This window comes from Mycobacterium sp. SMC-13, assembly GCF_045311035.1.
Lineage (GTDB): Bacteria > Actinomycetota > Actinomycetes > Mycobacteriales > Mycobacteriaceae > Mycobacterium.
On record NZ_JBJIAI010000008.1, the window covers coordinates 65,278 to 84,141 of the forward strand.

Here is an 18,864-nt window from a genome sequence, read left to right on the forward strand (position 1 = left end):
ATAAAGTGAAAGCGCTGCAGAATGCGAATGCTGTTCTGCGGCTTACTCGGTACCTTCGCGCGGTCAGTTCAGGCTGACACCCCTCACCTGAATCCGAAGGAGAACGAGTTGATCCTCGCTCTACGTCCGTATCTGACGGCCGGTGTCGCGGTTGTCGGCGCCGGCGTCATCGCCGTGTCGCCCTCCGTGGCGCCACCGACATTCGTTCAACACCTGGACGTTCGACTCTCGGCCACCGCGCAGAACCTTTCGCCACGACCCGTCGTCGAGCAGTTCGTCCATACCGCAGCGGTGAGTGAAATGCCCAGCGGCGCAGTGGAAAATCCCTTGATGGCAGGGATGCCGGCAAGCTTGGCGGGCACTCCGGCTTTCCCGAATCTGCTCGGACAGTGGGCTGGGATCGTCAGCGATGCGGTATCCAATCTGGGCCTCCTGGGACAGCTGATCGCCGGCGATCCGGCGCCGATCCTGAAACAGCTGATTGCAAACCAGCTCGAGTACGGGAAGCTGTATCTCACGGCACTGGAAACCGTCGGCAGGAACGCGATCAACCTACTCAACCCCAGTACGCCTTACGGTTTCGTGGCCAGTTTGCAGAAGGTGGTGCAGCAGTTCACGGCCGGGAACATCCAGGGTGCGGTCGGCACTGTTCAGACCGCATTGACAATGGCGCTGGTCCAACTTGGCCTTCCCATGCTGTCGACTCTGCAGATACCCGTGCGGATGGCGGAGAACTTCTCGAACGTCGTTGCCCTACTGCCGGGTTTCGCAACGACGATGGGGTTCGGCGCGTTGAGCCTGGTCAACACGACGCTCGCGTCGATCGGAGAATCGGGGCAGGCCGTTGCCGACGCGGTCAAAGCGCGCGATCCGTTGGCGGCTCTCGGCGCGATCCTCAGCGCGCCGGGCAACGTCGTCGGGACGTTCGTCAATGGATGGCACGGATTCGGTGGTGGCATCATCGGCCCGAATGGGCTGCTGACAAAGTTACTGAATTTCCGGGACACCATCGCCAACGCGCTCAAAGCCGGCAGTGCCGCGTCGACACCTGCTGCAACACAGACCGCAGATGAAAATCGACCGTCGGCTGCGGTCTCCAGCGGTGCCGCGGGCCTGACTGCGGAATCGAATGCCGGCAAGGCGGCCGAACCGGACACGGCGATTTCGCCGGCCCGTGGCATCGCGACGACTTCGACGCTGACGAGGGGGTCGAACACCGGTGAAGCAGCAATGACCGCCGCCTCGAATGACGCGCCGGTGCCGACCACCAAGACCGCTGGCGTAGAACCGGCTTCGGCCACGTCACCCAGCGGCACAGATGCGCCGGGCTCGTCCGTCTCGTCGAGTGCGGCCAGCTCGTCGGGCGCTTCGACCAAGGAAACCGGCGAATCCACGGGTACCGACTCGACGAAGCCCGCTGGAACTTTGTCCGGTGCAAGCCAGTCCGGTACGGACCACGCCACGGACGGTTCGGCAAAGGGGGTTGAGAACTCGACCGGTGGCGCGAAGGTCGGCAAGGCGGGTTCGTCAAAGGCCGGAAACGCCAAGGCTGATGATTCGGGCGCTGCGGCGCCGTCGAAGCCGAAGGCAGTTGAAGCCGGCAAGTCCGGCAAGACCGCTCACTCGAAGACCGGTTCCAGGTCCAGCGGTGGTCACACACAACCAACCAATTGACCGAACTGTGGCCCTCTACCGAAAGGTGGAGGGCCACAGCCGTTTCGGTTGGCCGGCCGCCCGGGCCGCCGACTGCTCCCGCAGCAGCCGGATCCCGTGCGACGAGTACGCGGCCACCGCGAAAACCAGCAGCAGCCAGATCGGCGGATGTGCCAGCTCCCAGACGAACAATGCCGCGAATGCCGGCGCCCGCTGCGTGATGGCGAGGACGCCCGCCGCACATGTCAATGCCACCGCGGGTACGTGCAGGTGCGTACCGGCCAGACCGTTGAGGGTGAACGTCGCGACGGTGCCCGCGGCCGCGCCGGTGGCGAGCGCCGGCGTGATGAGGCCGCCGACCGCGCCGACCCGCAGATACAGCGCGGTGAGCAATGGCTTGAGTATCAGGAGAACCGCCGCGGCGGCGAGACTCAGTTGCGCGTCGACGCTGACGATCAGCACGCTGCGGCCGTTGCCGGGCAGCTCGGGCCGGTAGATCGAGCAGATGCCGGTCACCAGCCCGGCCAGCGCGACACCCGGGATGAGCACCCAGGACGTCAGCTGCGGCTTGGGTCCCGCGACCGCCATCAGCTTGTTGAAGACGAGGCCGATCACCACCGCGAGGGGTGCGATGGCCAACGCCAGCATCGTGAACTGGTACGACAGTGCCGGATCCGGCCAGATCAGATCGCGCTCGAAATGCGTGACCGGATGCGACACCGCGACCGCCAGGCTCGACGTGATGAGCGCCGTGCCGACGACCTTGGGATGCCAGGTGCCCATCATGACGCGGGCGGCGAAGAACGCCCCACCCAGCGGCACGCTGTACACCGCGCCCAGGCCGGCGCCCGCGGCGCAGGACAGCAGAATCTCGCGGTCGCGGGCCGTCAGCGTCCCGAGCGTCGATGACGTGAGCCGCCCGAGCCACGTCGTCCCGTAACTGCTGAGCACCGCGGCCAATTGGCGCGGCGCCGTCTCGCGGCCGAGCGACGCACCGCTGCCGACGGCCACGGCCTGCAGCGCCGCGTCGGCCGCCATCGGCAGGTGCTGCATCGGCTTCTTCCCGGCGATGGTCGCCGACAGTGACGGAGTCCCGCTGCGGCGACGCAGGATCCACCAGCCGAGCCCCGCCAGCGCTCCGCCGATCGCCGGTGCCAGCGCGCGCCGAACCGGCGAACTGGCGCCGATGCCGTCGAGCAGCAGCCCGTACGAATAGTGGTAGGCGAGATGTTCGACGGCGTGCAGCAACGAGACCGTCAGTGCCCCGGCGACCCCGGCGAGCAGGCCGGTGAGCAGCACCGCACTGCCGAACTCCAGCGCACGTCGCGTCACCCGGTGAATGTATGCCAGCCTGGGGGATATGGAGACCCCACGGCTGCTGTTCGTCCATGCCCATCCGGATGACGAGACACTGACTACCGGAGCGACCATCGCGCACTACGCGGCCCGCGGCGCCGACGTGCGGGTGCTCACCTGCACCCTGGGCGAAGAGGGCGAGGTCATCGGTTCGCAGTGGGCACAGCTGGCGGTCGACGGAGCTGACCAGCTGGGCGGCTACCGGATCGGTGAATTGACCTCGGCGCTACGGGCATTGGGCGTCGACAGGCCGCGGTATCTGGGCGGGGCCGGGCATTGGCGGGACTCCGGTATGGAAGGCAGCCCGGCGCGGCACCGTCAGCGGTTCGCGGACGCCGACATGGACGAGGCCGTCGCCGAACTGGTGGCGGTGCTGCGGGACTTCCGCCCGCACGTCGTCGTCACCTACGACCCCAACGGCGGCTACGGGCACCCCGACCACATCCAGGCGCATCGGGTGACGACGGCTGCGGTCGCCGCGTCGGCGGGCGACGGCCATCCCGGTGAGCCGTGGCAGGTCCCGAAGTTCTACTGGACCGTGATGGACGGTGAGTCGATGGCCGAGGCCCTGGAGTCGATCAATGGGATCGAGCTGCCCGAGAGTTGGGTGCGGATCCCGGCCACGGCGCTGCCGTTCGATCTCGGCCACCGCATCGACGCCGTCATCGACGCGCAGGACAGCCTGCCGGCCAAGGTCGCCGCCATGCGGGCCCACCAGACGCAGGTGACGGTGGAGCCGAGCGGCCGGGTCTTTGCGCTGTCCAACAACATTGCACTGCCGATCAGTGCCGTCGAGCACTACGTGTTGGTCGACGGCACGGCCGGCGAACGCGACGCCCGTGGTGTGGAAACTGACCTACTCAGCGGGATAAACCTCGCGTGAGACCGGGAAGCGGGGGAGTAGGGTAGCCGCCATGGACTCGGATCTGGACCCCAACTTGCAGCACCTGCAGGGCCTCGGCGACAACTATCAGTGGGTCGTCGGCTCCCTCGTCGGTCTGCTCGACAGCATCCCGACCTGACGTCTGCCCCGGTGCGCGCCGACTCCGGTCGGGCGCGCGCATTGATGCTCGGTGTGCTGGCGTTCGATGGCGCCTTGTCGGCCATCGCCGGCGCACTGTTCCTGCCGCTCTACCTCGGCCCCGTGCCGTTCCCGATCAGTGGCCTGCTCAGTGGTCTCGTCAATGCGGCGCTGGTCTGGGCCGGCCTCCAGTGGACGTCCCATCCCCGCCTGGCCGCGCTGCCGATGTGGGCCTGGTTGACGACCGTCGTGCTCCTGCTGCTCGGTGGGCCAGGCGATGACATCGTGTTCGGCGGCGCCGGAATCATGCAGGCCTCACCGTTGATCTTCTTGCTGCTCGGGGCGACGCCGCCCGGCGTGGTGCTGTGGCGAAATGCCCAGCGGCGCGCGGCAGCGCCGGACTAGCGTCCGGTCTCCGGCATTTCCGCATCGACTCCGCACTGAGGGCGACAACTATCGAGTAGATGCCGCTGTGGCCGCAGGGTCGATCGCGGTGCCTGGTTGGTCCTGCGGTTGTGGCGGGAAAGGTCGAGTGCCTGACGCCGCTGACGCAGAGCCAACGACGGTGTCGGTGATTCTGCGGTCAGGGCGCGGCGATCGACGTGTGACAAGAGCAGGCGAACCTGGGCGCCTGGCTCAGCTATTGGCTGTGTGACTTCCCGAACCGGCCTTCTGGCCGCCGGCAGCGCCCTGCGACTGGCCGGCGCCCTTGTCGCCCTTGGCCTTGCCGCTTCCGGCTTTGTCGCCCTTGCCGGGCTTCGTCGCTCCGGTCGTGCCGGTCGGGTGATCCGTGCCGGCGTTGTTGTTGGTGGCCTCGGTCTTATCCCCGGCCTTCTTGCCGGGTTTCTTGACGGGCTTCGGTGCCTTGACCTCGTCCTGCTGCTTGGCCGGACCCTCGGCCTCGCCGGTCGCAGTGCCGGTCTTGGGTTCGGTCTTCGGATCGGCCTTGGGTTCGGTCTTCGGGTCGGTGGCTTTGGGGTCCGTCTTGGGCTGCTCCGCCTTGGGGTCCGTCTTGGGCTCGGCCTGCGGGTCGGTCGGCTGCTGGCCGGCCTCGGTGCCCGCGGGCTGCGTGCCCTTGTCGTCGGACTTGCCCTTGTCGTCCGCCTTCGCCGGCGTCACCGCTGGCGTCTCGGCAGGCTTCTCGGCCGGCTTGTCTGCCGGCTTGTCCGCCGGGGACTGCGCGGCGGTCGGCGCGAGCTTGCTCGCCGGGTCGGCGTCCGCGGCGGCGGCCTTCTCGGCGGCCTTGGCGGGGACCAGACCGGCGGCCAGGCTGGTCAGTGTGGTCTGCACCGTCTTGGCGATCGACTCGAGGGTGGTCTGCGTGGCGGCCAACGACCCGATGGGCGGCAGCGGCGGAATCGGCGGGATGATCCAACCGAAGAAGTAGTTGAACTCCGCGATGCCGAAGTTGATGACGTCATTGACCGAATAGCGGATCGCATTGCCGATGCCGTTGACCCACACGCCCAGGTTGAGCGGATCGTTCACGATCGGGACGACCGCCTGGTAGAAGATGTCGTCCGAGACGGGCCGGATCAGCGTCCAGTAGAAGATGTCGGTCTGGGCGGCGATCGTGCCGGTGAATGGCACGAACCAGTTCAGCCAATACAGAACGTCGGTGGCGTAGTCGACGCCCCAGTCGACCCATGCCTGAATGCCGGTGTACGCGTTGGTGAGCCAGTCACTGGCCGCGTTCTGTGGGGTGACGACGGGCCCGGTCACCGTGGGTGCGGCCGCCAGCGGGTTCGGCCCGACCTTGGGGACGACGCCCGCGGCGGGCAGCTTGGGCGGCACCGGCGGCGTCATGTTGCTTGCCGCGGCCAGCAGCTTGACCATGGCCTCGGTCAGGTGCGGTTGGGCTGTGGTCGAGTGCGCGGGGACCGCGACGTCGGCGGGAACCACCTGGATGGGGGTCAATGCGACAGCTGTGGCGGTCGCAGCGGCGGCGCCCGCCATGACATACGAGCGGACTGAAACGGACACCGTGGCTCCTCGAAATGATCGCGTCCCGACCCTCTGAACTTACGCGGTCGTCACCAAATTCGGCGAATAGTCTGCGCGTTTGCTGTGTGTGTCCGGGTATGGGGCCCGCGCCGCGCCGGCGAGCTGGCGCTACTGTGGCCGGTATGCCAGGCGCAGTGGTTTCAGAATGTGAGACGCGTGGATGAACGTCGACTTCAGCGGGGTTACACGGAAGTGGCTCTGAACCCCCAGAACGGCGCAGACCTGCCTCTTCCCGTGGTCCCACCGCTCGCCGCCCCCGCATCGTCGTCCGCCTTACGTCGCGTGCTGCGCCGCGCCCGTGATGGTGTGGCGCTGAATGTGGATGAGGCCGCGATCGCGATGACGGCCCGCGGCGACGACCTGGCCGACCTTTGTGCGAGCGCTGCCCGGGTGCGGGACGCCGGGCTGGAGGCCGCGGGACGGCGGGGTGCGACCGGTCGGTTGCCGGTGTCGTATTCGCGCAAGGTGTTCATCCCGGTCACGCATCTGTGCCGCGACACCTGCCATTACTGCACGTTCGTGACGGTGCCGGGCAAGCTGCGCGCGCAGGGTATGGGCATGTACATGGAGCCCGACGAGATTCTCGACGTGGCTCGTCGCGGTGCCGAGTTGGGTTGCCAGGAGGCGCTTTTCACCCTGGGTGACCGGCCGGAGGACCGTTGGGACGAGGCCAAGCAGTGGCTCGACGAGCGGGGCTATGACTCCACCCTCGACTATGTGCGGGCGATGGCGATCCGGGTGCTGGAGGAGACCGGTCTGCTGCCGCACCTGAATCCGGGTGTGATGAGCTGGTCGGAGCTGTCGCGGCTCAAGCCGGTGGCGCCGTCGATGGGCATGATGCTGGAGACGACGTCGCGGCGGCTGTTCGAGACCAAGGGCCTGGCGCATTACGGCAGCCCCGACAAGGATCCGGCGGTGCGGTTGCGCACGCTGGATGACGCGGGCCGGTTGTCGATCCCGTTCACCACGGGCCTGCTGGTCGGTATCGGTGAGAATCTCACCGAGCGGGCCGAGACCATGCATGCCATCCGCAAGTCGCACAAGGAATTCGGGCACGTGCAGGAAGTCATCGTGCAGAACTTCCGGGCCAAGGACCACACGGCCATGGCCGCGACTCCCGATGCCGGGATCGACGATTTCCTGGCCACCATCGCGGTGACCCGCCTGGTGCTGGGCCCGAAGATGCGGATTCAGGCGCCGCCGAATCTGGTGTCCCGTGAGGAATGCCTGGCGCTGATCGGCGCCGGCGTGGACGACTGGGGCGGGGTGTCCCCGCTGACCCCCGACCACGTCAACCCCGAACGGCCGTGGCCGGCGCTGGACGATCTGGCTGCGGTGACGGCCGAGGCGGGTTATGACCTGGTGCAGCGGTTGACGGCGCAGCCGTCGTACGTGCAGGCCGGGGCGGCGTGGATCGACCCGCGGGTGCGGGGCCACGTGGATGCGCTGGCCGACCCGGAGACCGGTTGGGCACGCGAGGTCAACCCTGTCGGCCTGCCGTGGCAGGAACCCGATGAGGCGTCAGAGTCGTTGGGCCGCACCGATCTGCACTCTGCGATCGACACCGAGGGCCGGCTGACCGAGACGCGCAGCGATCTGGGTAGTGCGTTCGGGGACTGGGAGTCCATCCGGGAGAAGGTTTCCGAGCTGGCGGCCCGGGCCCCCGAGCGCATCGACACCGACGTGCTGGCCGCGCTGCGGTCGGCCGAACGCAACCCGGGCGGCTGCTCCGACGACGAGTATCTGGCCCTGGCCACCGCTGACGGTCCGGCGCTGGATGCTGTTGCCGCGCTGGCTGATTCGCTACGGCGGGATGTCGTCGGTGATGACGTGACGTTCGTGGTGAACCGGAACATCAACTTCACCAACATCTGCTACACCGGTTGCCGGTTCTGCGCGTTCGCGCAGCGCAAGGGTGACGCTGATGCCTACTCGCTGTCGGTCGACGAGGTCGCCGACCGGGCGTGGGAGGCGCATGTCGCCGGGGCGACCGAGGTCTGCATGCAGGGCGGTATCGATCCGGAGTTGCCGGTGACGGGGTATGCCGATCTGGTGCGGGCGGTGAAGAATCGGGTGCCGTCGATGCACGTGCATGCCTTCTCGCCGATGGAGATCGCCAACGGCGTGACGCGCAGTGGGTTGTCGGTGCGCGAGTGGCTGACCTCGCTGCGGGAGGCCGGCCTGGACACGATCCCGGGCACCGCGGCCGAGATTCTCGATGACGAGGTCCGCTGGGTGCTGACCAAGGGCAAGTTGCCGACCGCCGAGTGGATCAATGTGGTGACCACGGCGCACGAGGTGGGTCTGCGGTCGTCGTCGACGATGATGTACGGGCACGTGGACACCCCGAAGCATTGGGTGGGGCACCTGAACGTGCTGCGCGGAATCCAGGACCGCACAGGTGGTTTCACCGAGTTCGTGCCGTTGCCGTTCGTGCATCAGTCCTCGCCGCTGTATCTGGCCGGTGGGGCACGCCCGGGGCCGACGCACCGCGACAACCGCGCGGTGCACGCGCTGGCGCGGATCATGCTGCACGGCCGGATTCCGAGCATCCAGACCTCGTGGGTCAAGCTCGGCGTCGAGCGCACGCAGGTGATGCTGCAGGGCGGTGCCAACGATCTCGGTGGCACGTTGATGGAGGAGACCATCTCGCGCATGGCCGGTTCGGAGAACGGCTCGGCCAAGACCGTCGCCGAGCTGGTCGCCATCGCCGAAGGCATCGGCCGCCCCGCCCGCCAACGCAGCACCGACTACTCGCCCCTGGCCGCCTAGCCCCATCTCCCGCGAGCCGGGGCGCACCACCACCTCCCGCGAGCCGGCCTGGGGGCACCACCCGCTTGCGGGGGAGTTTGTACGGGCTTTCGCGGTGTGTCGCGTGCATTTTGCGCACGCTCGTCGGCGGCGAGTGTCACGCTGTGATGCGTGAACACGATCGGTGACCTGCCCGCCCACCCATTGCTGGTGCACGCGATCATCGTCCTGACGCCGCTGACGGCGGTCCTGACGATCATGTGCGCCGTATGGACGGCCGCCCGGGAGCGGCTCGTGTGGCTGACGCTGGCGCTGTCCGTGGCGACGGTCATTCTGACACCGTTCGCCATCGAGGCCGGCGAGGCGCTGATCAAGCAGCTCCCCGACAACCCGGTGCTGCGTGAGCACGCCGAACTCGGCGATACCGCAGTCTTTTTCGTCATCGGTCTGCTCGTGGTGTCGCTGGCCGTGGCTTTCCTGCACCGCTGGGGTGCACGACTGGGGGACAAGGAGACGCTGGCCCGCGTCATAGTGGCGGTGCTGGCTGTGGTCGTCGGCGTGGCCACGATCTACCAGATCGTGCGGATCGGGCACACCGGGGCCCGAGCCGTCTGGGGCGGCTTCAGTCTGTAGCCCGAACCCGACAAGGCGGCCGTCCTACGCCGAGCGTGGCGCTTGGTGGTGACGACACGCCGCACGGAGCGCGGCAACGCCCACGCTCGACGTAGGGCCGTGGCCGGGACAGCGGCCGACTAGAGCTTGGCCGCCAACTCGGTGCCCTGGCGGATGGCGCGCTTGGCGTCGAGCTCGGCGGCCACCGCTGCACCGCCGATGACGTGTGGGGTGATCCCGTTGCGCCGCAGGCCTTCCTCGAGGTCACGCACCGACTCCTGGCCGGCGCAGATCACCACGTTGTCGACCTCGAGGATGCGGGCATCGGACCGGTCGGGGCCGAAGCTGATGTGCAGGCCGGCGTCATCGATCTTCTCGTAGTTCACGCCGGAAAGCTGCTGGACGCCTTTGGCTTTGACCGATGCCCGGTGCACCCAGCCCGTAGTTTTGCCGAGCCCGCGTCCCTGGGCGCCCTTGGTGCGCTGCAGCAGGTACACCTCGCGGGCCGGTGGCAGCGGGATCGGCGTGGCCAACCCGCCGCGGGAGTCGCCGCCGTCGGCGATGCCCCACTCGGCGCGCCATTCCTTGAGGTTCAAGGTGGGCGATTCGTCGACGGTGAGGAACTCGCTGACGTCGAAACCGATTCCGCCGGCGCCGATCACCGCCACGCGCTTGCCGACCGCTGCGCCCGTGAGGGCCTCCGCGTACGACAGCACCATCGGATGATCGATGCCCGGGATCGCAGGCATGCGCGGCGCGACGCCGGTGGCGAGCACGACGTCGTCGTAGCCGGACAGTTCGTCGGCCGACGCCCGGGTGTTCAGCCGGACATCCACGCGGTGCTTGGCCAGCATCGTGGTGTAGTAGCGGAGGGTCTCGTTGAACTCCTCTTTGCCGGGAATCCTTCGGGCCAAATCGAATTGGCCGCCGATGTGGTCGCCGGCCTCGAACAGTGTCACATCGTGGCCGCGCTCGGCGGCGGTGACGGCGGCGGCCAGGCCGGCGGGGCCGGCGCCGACGACTGCGACGCGCTTCGTCACCCGAGTCTTGCCCAGTACCAACGTGGTTTCGTGCCCGGCCCGCGGATTCAGCAGGCATGACACGGTCTTGTGCACGAACGCGTGGTCCAGGCAGGCCTGGTTGCAGGCGATGCAGGTGTTGATCTCGTCGGCGGCATCGCGCTGTGCCTTGCGGACCCAATCCGGGTCGCTCAGCAGCGGTCGCGCCATCGAGATCAGTTGCACCGCACCGTCGGCCAGGATCTGTTCGGCGGACTGGGGCATGTTGATCCGGTTGGACGCGACCACCGGGATGGTGACGTGTTGCGCCACCGCGTTGCTGATGTCCGCGAACGCGCTGTTGGGGACCGACGTGACGATGGTGGGTACGCGCGCTTCGTGCCAACCGATGCCGGTGTTGATGATCGTCGCCCCAGCGGCTTCGATTTCCGTTGCCAGCGTGAGGATTTCCTCCCACGTCTGGCCGTCCTCGACGTAGTCGGCCATCGACAGCCGGTAGCAGATGATGAAGTCGTGGCCGACGGCCTCGCGCGTGCGGCGGACGATCTCGACCGGGAAGCGGCGGCGCTTCTCGGGTGTGCCGCCCCAGGCGTCGGTGCGCTTGTTGGTGCGCGGCGCCAGGAACTGGTTCAGCAGATAGCCTTCGCTGCCCATGATCTCGACGCCGTCGTACCCGGCTTCGCGGGCCAGCAGCGCGCACCGCACGAAGTCATTGATGGTGCCCTCGACATCGCGCAGGGCCCGCGGCCGGAATGGGTTGATGGGGGCCTTGATCGACGACGCGCTGACCGAAAGCGGGTGGTACGCATAGCGTCCCGCGTGCAGTACCTGCAGCAGAATCTTGCCGCCTTCGGCGTGCACCGCGCCTGTGATCCGGCGGTGCCGGCGGGCGTCGCTCGACGACAGCATCTCGGCGGCGAACGGCAGCAGCCAGCCGGTGCGGTTGGGGGCGTAGCCGCCGGTGATGATCAGGCCGACACGGCCGCGGGCCCGCTCGGCGAAGTACTCGGCCAGCTTTCCGGTGTCGCGGGCGCGGTCTTCGAGGCCGGTGTGCATCGAGCCCATGATCACTCGATTGCGCAGCGTGGTGAAGCCAAGGTCCAACGGCGACAACAGGTTCGGATAGGGGTTGGTCATGGTGTTCCTTCTAGGGCGAACAGGATTTCGTCCAACCAGTCCACCGATCCCTGCTCGGCGCGGATACCGCCGCGCAGCACCAGGTATTGGTGCAGCGCGCTGGCGGTCAGTGCGGAGGGATCGGGGAACTGACGTTTTTCGTAGCCGCGATAGGTGTCGAGCAGCGCGGCGCGTTCGGCGCGCAGCGCGCGAATCTGCTCGCGCAGGGCGGCGGTGCTGTTCGCGGAGCCGTACGTCGCGCCGCGCAGCTTAACCGCGAGTTCGCGGGTGCGAGCGTCGGTCACGGAACTACCACGGCCGGTGAGCGGTTCGGCGATCCAGCGTTCGAGTTCGGCCCGGCCGGCGTCGGTCACCGAATAGACCTTCTTGTCCGGACGGCCGTGCTGCGCGACGACCTCGACACTGACCCAGCCTTCGGTGTCCATGGTGCGCAGCGTCTTGTAGATCTGCTGGTGAGTGGCGGCCCAGAAGTAGCCGATCGATCGGTCGAACCGGCTGGCCAGTTCGTAACCGGAACCGGCTTGTTCGCACAACGCCACGAGGATGGCGTGGGGGAGGGCCACGGCATGAGCGTAGGTGCTACCGACGGTCCTATGCAACAAATTGCAAAGCCAAAAATGACACGCGTAAAAAGCTGTGGTGGGAACTAGTCGGACGGTATGTGCAACGTCTAGTATCAGTAACCACGCGCCACCCTTCCCGGGCGGCGCGTAAAGTTAGGTAACACTGAGCCAGACGCTTCGGTACGGGCGCACCATACTGACGTCTGCTCGTTGTAATCCTGACGAGCCAGCAGCCCACTGGAACAGGAGAACTACCGGTGACGTACGTCATTGCCGAACCCTGCGTCGACGTCAAAGACAAGGCATGTATCGAAGAATGCCCGGTCGATTGCATCTACGAGGGTGCACGCATGCTGTACATCCACCCCGATGAGTGCGTGGACTGCGGCGCGTGCGAGCCCGTCTGCCCCGTCGAGGCCATCTACTACGAGGACGACGTCCCCGATCAGTGGAGCGGGTACACCCAGAACAATGCCGACTTCTTCGCCGAGCTCGGCTCGCCGGGTGGTGCGTCGAAGGTCGGCCAGACCGACAACGACCCGCAGGCGGTCAAGGATCTCGCGCCGCAGGGCGAGTGACCCTGTCCGCTAGAGCCAAGGTCTCGGCCGCATTGCCGGTGTTCCCCTGGGACACCCTGGCGGAGGCGACCGCGACCGCTCGTGCCCACCCGGACGGCATCGTCGATCTGTCCGTCGGCACGCCGGTGGATCCGGTCGCCGATGTCATCCGGGACGCGCTGGCCGCTGCCAGTGCCTCACCGGGTTACCCGACGACGGCCGGTACGCCGGCCGTGCGCGCGTCGGCGGTGGCTGCCCTGCAGCGCCGTTACGGCATCACCGGCCTGCCGGAGCAGGCGGTACTGCCCGTCATCGGCACCAAAGAGGTCATCGCCTGGCTGCCGACGCTGCTCGGTTTGGGAGCCGCCGACACCGTCGTGGTGCCCGAGCTGGCCTACCCGACGTACGACGTCGGCGCGCGGCTGGCCGGCGCACAGGTACTGCGGGCCGATTCGCTGACCCAGGTCGGGCCCCAGGTGCCCGCGCTGGTGTACCTCAACTCGCCCAGCAACCCGACCGGCAGGGTGCTGGGTGTCGACCACCTGCGCAAGGTTGTCGGCTGGGCGCGTGAGCGCGGCGTCGTCGTCGCGTCCGACGAGTGCTACCTCGGCCTGTCGTGGGATGCCCAGCCGTTGTCGGTGCTGCATCCCGACGTCTGCGACGGCGACCACACCGGTCTGCTGGCCGTGCACTCGCTGTCCAAGACCTCCTCGCTGGCCGGCTACCGCGCCGGTTTCGTCGCCGGCGACCCGGAACTTGTCGCGGAACTGCTGGCGGTGCGCAAGCACGCCGGGATGATCGTCCCGACGCCCGTGCAGTCCGCGATGGTCGCGGCCCTCGACGACGACGAACACGAACGCGTCCAGCGCGACCGGTACGCCAAGCGCCGCGACGCGCTGCTGGCGGCGGTCCGGGGCGCCGGCTTCACCGTCGAGCACTCCGAGGCCGGCCTCTACCTGTGGGCCACCCGCGGTGAGTCCGGACGCGCAACGGTCGCGTGGCTGGCCGAACGCGGCATCCTCGTCGCCCCCGGCGAGTTCTACGGCCCCGCGGGCGAGCAGTTCGTACGCATCGCACTCACCGCGACCGACGAGCGCATCGCCGCCGCGGTCGCGCGTCTCGCCTGATTTCGCGAGCAGACGTAAAACTGTCGTTTTCACCAGGAAAGCGACAGTTTTACGTCTGCTCGCGAAAGATTCAGTACTGGCGGTAGCGCCGCTGGACGTGCTCCTGCCGGATTCTGATCTGCTCGCGACGTTCGTCGGCGCTGACGGTGCGGGTGGATTCGGGCAGATGCTTGCGCACCTCGTCGCGGCTGATCACCGTCACTGTCGCCGTCGGCAACTCCGCGGGCGGCGCGCTGTACGTCCACCGCACCGTGAGGAAGCCCTGCGAATGTCCCGCGGTGTCAAGCCAATTCGGCACCTGGGGATCGACACCGGTGATGACGTAGCGCAGCCGGCCGTCCAGGTCGGGTTCGGTCTGAAATCCGTTGAGGCTGCTGACGTGATTGGCGTAGTCGAGTGACTCACCCCAGAGGTTCGACAGGTGAAAACCCAGATATGCCGGTGGCACAGGGACATTGAGCTCGACCAGCAGTGCGTCGTCGGGTCCCAGATCGTAGGTACCGCCCGAGTAGACGTTGGTGCACTGGCCGCCGCCCGTCGCGAGGTTGGCGGGCATGGGTGCGTTGAGTGCGTTGCGGGGCATGAAGGTGATGCCGTCGCCGTTCTTGTCGCCGTGTGCTTCGAGGACGACGTCGTAGAACTCATTCCAGAACTTCATCTGATTCTCGACGAGTTCACCGGTGCGCCGTAGCCGGGCCGCCGTGGACGACGGTGTCAGCGCTGCCGGATGCGTGCCCTCGGCGCCGATCTGCGCGATGTGCAGATCGGGGCAGGTTTCGTGCTCCCAGTCATGAAAGAGCATGCGCGCGATGACATATCCGGCGGTGTTCCCGTCGGACGCCGTGGCGATGAAATTGCCGGTGTGGCCGGCCGGCCGCTCCGGGGCCAGCAGGATTTCGAACCGGCCGCCGTCGTCGACGAGAAGCGTTGCAGAGTCCAGCATCCCGGTGACGACGCGCCCACCCGGCCCCAGCTCGGCCAACGTGCCGGTATCGCCCGCATACACCGTGTGCGTCTCAAAGATGAGGTAGTGCGGTGCATTTGGTCCCAATGATCCGCGGATCAGGTAATTGTGGGCGCCGTCGATCGCCGCCGACAGGTACAGCGCGTCGGCGTTGTCGATGGTGGCTTTGTCGACGGGCTGGATGGTGCGGCGGAAATAGGGGAACGCGGGGTCTTCGTGGAAGGCGCGTTCGATGGCGCTGAACGCGAAACCCATGAGGTACCGGTAGCCTTCGGCGACCCCGAGGGCTGTCACGGGTGGTGCGTGCAGGTCGGGGGAGTCGACGGCATCGCGGGCGCGGTTCAGCGCGGCCATCATGTCGGTCCACGCCGCGCGCATCGTTTCGAGTTCAGCTGACATGAGCGTCCTTTTCTTCGTTGTCCCAGTGGTATTCGTCAAACAGGCCGGCCAGTCGCCGGTGAATGTCATTCGGATCGAGCCCGAACTCGGCCAGGCTGTACCGGTGCGTCGTCTCGTGGCCGGGCCGGCGTTCGGCGGCGGTGAAGGCCTGCTCGGCTTCTGCGCCGACGTCGAGGTCGAGGTCGGCATAGACGCGGCGCATGGTCGCGGACGGCGCGCCGACGAGTTCGCGGTAGTCGACGACGCTCGCCCGCACCTCGGGATGGCGCGCCAGCACTTCGAGCGGATGCAGGTAGGTGTCGACCGATTGGTCGGCGAGTACGCGCAGCGAGCCGGCGACGAGCTGGTCATCGCGCCCGCGAAGCGACCATTCGGTCTGCATCAGTTTCAGCAGGCTCGGAATGGTCTCGTACGGATTGCGCATCGGCACAATGATTCTCGCGTCGGGGAAGGTCTCGATCAGGGTCTCCACGCGGCCGCAGAAGGTCGGGTTCTTGCTCAGGTGGGTGCCGCCGCCGTTCAGGGCGATCTGGCGCCGCACGCATTCCTTGTAGAACGCCATCATGCGGCGCCGCTTCGCCGCGGGCCAGCGGTCGACGTGATAGAAGTCCAACTCGCCCATGTAGGGGAACGCCACGATCCAGAATCCGGAACTCAGCGACCACGTCAGGAACGCGTCGTCCTCTTCGGGCACGAAGAAACCGGTCTTGTGGATGTCCTCGGTCGGCGCGAAAGCCCGCTCCTCGATCTCGTCGAGCCGGCGACGCAACCTCCCGCCGGTCGCCGCGTCGACACGAAACAACAAGCGCAGCAGCTTCTTTTCCAGTAGCGACGGGAAGAACAGCTCATACATCAGGGCGTAGCTGAACTGCTGGTCCTGTGCCATCAAGCGGTGCAGGTACGTCGTGCCGCTGCGCGCGTGCCCGATACAGAACGTGGGGGCGCGAACCTCGGTGCGGCGCAATGACGGAAACAGGAGCGGGTCGAGTGCGAAGCACAGCGCATGCAGGCCGGCCATCAGTGGTACCCCGGCGGCGAATCGCACGAAGGGCGCCCACCGGCGCTGTGAACGGGCGTCACGGCGCAGCAGACGCAGCATCGTGAAGTAGTTGGACCAGTCGAAGTAGAAACGCGACACAGGTGTTCCTCGAGCGTGGAGTCGGAATGGGAGCGGCCACAACGTAAGTAGCTTTAGTTGACATTGTCAATCAATTGACAATGTCAACCAAGCTGGCTAGCGTCCTGGCGTATGCAGGTATTCGCCGCCATGTCGCCTGAGCTGCCGCTGACCCAGGTGCCGGCCTACGCACGCCGGATCGAGCGACTTGGCTTCGACGGCCTGCACATCGCCGAGACGACGCATGACTCGCTAGCCGTGGCACTACTGGCCGCCGAACACACCGAGCGGCTGACCATCCGCACGGCCGTCACCCTGGCTTTCGTCCGCAGCCCCATGCTCACCGCCTACGCGGCCTGGGACCTGCAGACCTTCTCGGGTGGGCGCTTCGAATTGGGCCTGGGCACCCAGATCCGCCAGAACATCGAAGACCGCTTCGGCATGCCCTGGAGCGAACCGCGGGCCCGGATGGCCGAATACGTCGGTGCCCTCAAGGCGATCTTCGAAGCGTTCCGCACTGGCGAGCCCGTCCGGCACGAGGGCGACGCCTACCGCATCACCCGGCTCCAGCCGTACTTCAACCCGGGGCCGAATGACCTCGCGCCACCACGCATCTGGCTGGGCGCAGTCAACGGACGCATGTGTGAACTGGCCGGCGGGGTGGCGGACGGCGTCGTCACCCATTCCACCAATTCCGACCCGGACTACCTCAGAGACGTTGTCCGCCCGGCACTTCAGCGTGGGGCCGCGGCGGCGGGTCGCGCGGAACTGCCGGCGCTCGTGGCATCGACCGCGGTCGCCACCGGCAGCACCGACCTGCTGGTCGCGCAGGACCGCGAGCGCCAACGCCGGATGCTGGCCTTCCTGCTCTCGACCCCCGCCTACGCGGCGACACTGAAACGAAAAGGCTGGCACGCCTTGGCCGACGACCTTCGCGCCCTCATCAAACAGCAACGGTGGGAAGACCTGCCCGCCGTCCTCGACGACGCCGTACTCGATCAGCTCGTGACCGCCGGGCGATACGATCAGCTACCGGATCTGCTGCGTGCCAAGTACGACGGCATCGCGGACGGGGTGGTACTACCGCCGGTCCGTGCGGACGAGAACGAGGATCAACCCGTGCGGGCCTGCGTCCGGGACCTGCAGAACGGAGCGCGCCATGGTCTCGATTAGGGCGTCGAAACGCAAGATGGAGTCGGTGGATTCGATCAGCGCCGCCCTCGCCCAGGTGGTGCGGTTGAGCTTGAGCCGTGCGGCCTTCAAGCGGCAGGCCGCCAGTGCCGACACCGAACTGTCGCAGCCGTCGTACGCGCTGCTGCGGGTGCTGATCGATGACGGGCCGCAGCCCGTCGGGCAGTTGGCGACCACCGCGCACATGGACGTCGGCATGACCACGCGGCGGGTGCAGGCCCTGGTCGACGCCGGGCACGTGACCCGGCACGCCGACGGCAATGACGGTCGCGTGTCCATCGTGCAGGTCACCGCGGCGGGGCAGCGGGCGGCCGACGCACTGCAGGAAGTGCGCCGCGAACACCTGGCGCGTGCGCTCGCGGACTGGAGCGCCGACGATCTGCGTCAGCTCGACGTGCTGCTGAACAGGTTCGTCAACGACACCAAGGAAACCCCGATTTAGGGCGTTCAGTCGACATCGAGCTGCGCGGGCACGGCCGAAGCCAGTGCGGCCCGGCACGCCACGATGGCCGGCGTCTTGCTGATGGCGGTCCGCGTCGCCGTGAACACCACGCGCCGACGCGGATCGACGTCGATGACGCGGACATCGGGACGGCGCCGGACGCGCATCAGGTCGGGCAGGATGGCGACGGCGTTGCCGTTCTCGATCAGGGCGATCTGGGCTTCGAGATCGTCGGTCTCGAAGCGGACGTCGGGCTCGAAACCTGCTTTCCGGCAGAGCTGTTCGGCCCAGTGCCGGGAAGCGGTGCCTTCGGGCTCCATCGTCCACGGCAGGTCGGCGGCATCCTCGACCGACGAGATGCGGTCCCAGGGGTCTCCGCTCGGTGGGACGGCCAGCCGCAGCAGGTCGGTGGTCAGCGGTGCCCGGTGCAGATCGGGATACGCGCGCGCGGCGTGCCCCGGATACTCCTCGGCGATCACGAGATCGAACTCGCGCAGCCAGGTCTCGTAGAGCGCCTGCTCCGGTTCGCGCTGCGACATGGTCACGCGCAGCCGCGGATGGCGGGTCGCCAGCTCCGTCAACATCTGCGGCATGAAGGCCGAGGCCGCCGATTGGAAGACGGCCAGCCGAACGGTGCCGGACGCCTCGTCGCTCTGCACCGCGACATCGGAGGCGGCCTGCTCGAGCCGCGCCAAGATGACCGCGGTGTGTTCGACGAGCACCTCGGCGGCGGGCGTGAGCCGCAGCCGGCGCCCGACCTTTTCGAGCAGCGGCACGCCGACTTCGCGTTCGAGCTGGCTCAGCGCCTGCGATATCGACGACGGGCTTTGGTGCAGTGCCTCGGCGACCTCGGACAACGTGCCACGCAGGCTCAGCTCGTGCAGCAGACGCAGCCGTCGGGTGTCGAGCAGATCAGCGCGCTGATGTTTCATTTCTGCTTAATCTTTTCTG

The 18,864-nt window shown here is 67.5% G+C and carries 16 protein-coding genes; 9 read left to right on the forward strand and 7 right to left on the reverse strand.

Features of this window, described 5'->3' with window-relative positions:
- Window positions 1-21: 21 nt before the first annotated feature.
- A complete protein-coding gene (locus tag ACJH6I_RS13805) occupies window positions 22-1,674 on the forward strand; it encodes a hypothetical protein (protein WP_318986227.1) in 1,653 nt (550 codons plus the stop codon).
- 15 nt (window positions 1,675-1,689) lie between these two features.
- Here the strand turns inward: ACJH6I_RS13805 and ACJH6I_RS13810 are convergent, their stop codons facing one another.
- Window positions 1,690-2,985 carry a chloride channel protein gene (locus ACJH6I_RS13810; protein WP_406784220.1) on the reverse strand — a complete coding sequence of 432 codons (1,296 nt, stop codon included), beginning with the start codon at window positions 2,983-2,985 and terminating at the stop codon, window positions 1,690-1,692.
- 28 nt (window positions 2,986-3,013) lie between these two features.
- Here ACJH6I_RS13810 and mshB point away from each other — a divergent pair, with 28 nt between their 5' ends.
- Both mshB and ACJH6I_RS13820 read left to right on the forward strand, forming a co-directional pair.
- The gene (mshB, locus tag ACJH6I_RS13815; RefSeq protein WP_133425568.1) at window positions 3,014-3,892 is read left to right on the forward strand and encodes an N-acetyl-1-D-myo-inositol-2-amino-2-deoxy-alpha-D-glucopyranoside deacetylase; all 879 of its coding nucleotides are present in this window, start codon (window positions 3,014-3,016) and stop codon (window positions 3,890-3,892) included.
- Window positions 3,893-3,982: 90 nt separating this feature from the next.
- Complete coding sequence (locus tag ACJH6I_RS13820) at window positions 3,983-4,435, forward strand: hypothetical protein (protein WP_406775583.1); 453 nt, start codon at window positions 3,983-3,985, stop codon at window positions 4,433-4,435.
- A gap of 231 nt (window positions 4,436-4,666) precedes the next feature.
- Here the strand turns inward: ACJH6I_RS13820 and ACJH6I_RS13825 are convergent, their stop codons facing one another.
- Window positions 4,667-6,013: a hypothetical protein gene (locus tag ACJH6I_RS13825; RefSeq protein ID WP_406775584.1), complete on the reverse strand. Its 1,347-nt coding sequence runs from the start codon at window positions 6,011-6,013 to the stop codon at window positions 4,667-4,669.
- Window positions 6,014-6,226: 213 nt separating this feature from the next.
- On the opposite strand from ACJH6I_RS13825, the gene ACJH6I_RS13830 reads away from it, so the two are divergent.
- Together ACJH6I_RS13830 and ACJH6I_RS13835 are read left to right on the forward strand one after the other, a co-directional pair.
- Window positions 6,227-8,806: a bifunctional FO biosynthesis protein CofGH gene (locus tag ACJH6I_RS13830; protein ID WP_318986224.1), complete on the forward strand. Its 2,580-nt coding sequence runs from the start codon at window positions 6,227-6,229 to the stop codon at window positions 8,804-8,806.
- Between the two features lie 150 nt (window positions 8,807-8,956).
- The gene (locus ACJH6I_RS13835; RefSeq protein WP_406775585.1) at window positions 8,957-9,418 is read left to right on the forward strand and encodes a DUF2231 domain-containing protein; all 462 of its coding nucleotides are present in this window, start codon (window positions 8,957-8,959) and stop codon (window positions 9,416-9,418) included.
- Window positions 9,419-9,537: 119 nt separating this feature from the next.
- On the opposite strand, the gene ACJH6I_RS13840 is transcribed toward ACJH6I_RS13835, so the two are convergent.
- Together ACJH6I_RS13840 and ACJH6I_RS13845 are read right to left on the reverse strand one after the other, a co-directional pair.
- Complete coding sequence (locus tag ACJH6I_RS13840) at window positions 9,538-11,553, reverse strand: FAD-dependent oxidoreductase (protein WP_406775586.1); 2,016 nt, start codon at window positions 11,551-11,553, stop codon at window positions 9,538-9,540.
- On the reverse strand, window positions 11,550-12,116 hold the full coding sequence (locus ACJH6I_RS13845) for a PadR family transcriptional regulator (RefSeq protein ID WP_406775587.1): 567 nt from the start codon (window positions 12,114-12,116) through the stop codon (window positions 11,550-11,552). The genes ACJH6I_RS13840 and ACJH6I_RS13845 overlap by 4 nt, the downstream gene beginning before the upstream one ends.
- 257 nt (window positions 12,117-12,373) lie before the next feature.
- On the opposite strand from ACJH6I_RS13845, the gene fdxA reads away from it, so the two are divergent.
- Both fdxA and dapC read left to right on the forward strand, forming a co-directional pair.
- Complete coding sequence (gene fdxA, locus ACJH6I_RS13850) at window positions 12,374-12,694, forward strand: ferredoxin (protein ID WP_029121628.1); 321 nt, start codon at window positions 12,374-12,376, stop codon at window positions 12,692-12,694.
- Window positions 12,695-12,696: 2 nt separating this feature from the next.
- Window positions 12,697-13,800 (forward strand): succinyldiaminopimelate transaminase, encoded by a 1,104-nt coding sequence (gene dapC / locus ACJH6I_RS13855; RefSeq protein ID WP_406784237.1) that lies wholly within the window; start codon window positions 12,697-12,699, stop codon window positions 13,798-13,800.
- Window positions 13,801-13,870: 70 nt separating this feature from the next.
- Here the strand turns inward: dapC and ACJH6I_RS13860 are convergent, their stop codons facing one another.
- Together ACJH6I_RS13860 and ACJH6I_RS13865 are read right to left on the reverse strand one after the other, a co-directional pair.
- The gene (locus ACJH6I_RS13860) at window positions 13,871-15,163 is read right to left on the reverse strand and encodes a hypothetical protein (RefSeq protein ID WP_318986221.1); all 1,293 of its coding nucleotides are present in this window, start codon (window positions 15,161-15,163) and stop codon (window positions 13,871-13,873) included.
- Complete coding sequence (locus tag ACJH6I_RS13865; protein ID WP_318986277.1) at window positions 15,153-16,262, reverse strand: sulfotransferase; 1,110 nt, start codon at window positions 16,260-16,262, stop codon at window positions 15,153-15,155. Before ACJH6I_RS13865 ends, ACJH6I_RS13860 begins: the two co-directional genes overlap by 11 nt.
- A gap of 150 nt (window positions 16,263-16,412) precedes the next feature.
- Between ACJH6I_RS13865 and ACJH6I_RS13870 the strand changes: the two genes are divergently transcribed.
- Both ACJH6I_RS13870 and ACJH6I_RS13875 read left to right on the forward strand, forming a co-directional pair.
- Window positions 16,413-17,453 (forward strand): TIGR03617 family F420-dependent LLM class oxidoreductase, encoded by a 1,041-nt coding sequence (locus ACJH6I_RS13870; RefSeq protein ID WP_318986220.1) that lies wholly within the window; start codon window positions 16,413-16,415, stop codon window positions 17,451-17,453.
- Window positions 17,440-17,913 carry a MarR family winged helix-turn-helix transcriptional regulator gene (locus tag ACJH6I_RS13875; RefSeq protein ID WP_318986219.1) on the forward strand — a complete coding sequence of 158 codons (474 nt, stop codon included), beginning with the start codon at window positions 17,440-17,442 and terminating at the stop codon, window positions 17,911-17,913. Before ACJH6I_RS13870 ends, ACJH6I_RS13875 begins: the two co-directional genes overlap by 14 nt.
- A gap of 5 nt (window positions 17,914-17,918) precedes the next feature.
- On the opposite strand, the gene ACJH6I_RS13880 is transcribed toward ACJH6I_RS13875, so the two are convergent.
- Window positions 17,919-18,845, reverse strand: coding sequence for a LysR family transcriptional regulator (locus ACJH6I_RS13880; protein ID WP_318986218.1), 927 nt, complete (start codon window positions 18,843-18,845; stop codon window positions 17,919-17,921).
- Between the last annotated feature and the right edge of the window lie 19 nt (window positions 18,846-18,864).